We start from the raw sequence: 850 nt of genomic DNA, 5'->3' as shown, positions 1-850 counted from the left end.
CACAACGACCCGATCCTCTCGGCGATGTATCTCGTGAAAAGGACATTTCTCCCGAAACACCTCAGAGGTCGGCTGCAACATTCAATGACGCTGGACGAAAAGCTCGCGCACGTTCAGAACGTCGTATCCTCGCCAGTGCGCCTCGGGCGCTTCGGTTTGCGCTGGATGGCGAACAGAACTTTCGCACGGCGAAAGCTGCCCTCCATCGTATTGGGGCCGCGCGCCAATGTGGTCAATCTTGAGTTTCATTCGGAACAGGAGCCGAACCCCCGCAAGCAGACTGACGTTGGTGAGCGAACGCGACCGATTGGGTATGCCGAAGCTGCGCGTCGATTGGAAAACCACGAACAACGATCTCCAAAGCGTCGCGCGCGCCTATCGACTGCTCGGTTGGAAGCTGGAGAAGATCGGAGCTACCATTTCAGGATTTGAACCTGGCCATGTGGTCGAAATGGCAGGCAAATCAGGCGCCATGGACGGTCATCATCTCGGTACCACGCGAATGTCTGCGAGCCCGACCGACGGGGTTGTTGATGCTGAATGCCGAGTTCATGGACTGATGAACCTGCACATCGCGGGCGGCTCGGTTCTGGCAACATCCAGCCAGGCGAATCCCACCTTGACGATCTTGGCCCTTGGGCTCCGTCTCGCCGACAGGCTTCGTCGGTGATGATCACACCGGCAGCTGCTGAGTGACTGCGCCCAACTCGCGCCTAGCGTGGGCTGCTTCATCACATTCGGAGGCCCCTTGCTGTGTGTCAGTCTATCTGCTGTCCGCACGTATCGCCAGCGTCTCTAGTTCGCGCGAATGTGGGCAAGCTCGCCAGCGAGGCACGCATACTCGTAAGCT

At 58.7% G+C, this 850-nt stretch carries 1 protein-coding gene; it reads left to right on the top strand.

Going from position 1 to position 850, the window contains the following annotated elements:
- The first annotated feature begins 289 nt into the window (after positions 1 to 289).
- Positions 290 to 670 carry a GMC family oxidoreductase gene (locus EN914_RS38590; RefSeq protein ID WP_164752935.1) on the top strand — a complete coding sequence of 127 codons (381 nt, stop codon included), beginning with the start codon at positions 290 to 292 and terminating at the stop codon, positions 668 to 670.
- Positions 671 to 850 lie beyond the last annotated feature (180 nt).

This window comes from Mesorhizobium sp. M7A.F.Ca.CA.001.08.2.1, from assembly GCF_003998455.1.
GTDB lineage: Bacteria > Pseudomonadota > Alphaproteobacteria > Rhizobiales > Rhizobiaceae > Mesorhizobium > Mesorhizobium ciceri.
Note: the sequence above shows the minus strand (reverse complement) of the source record. Positions and strands in the feature narration are given on the sequence as shown.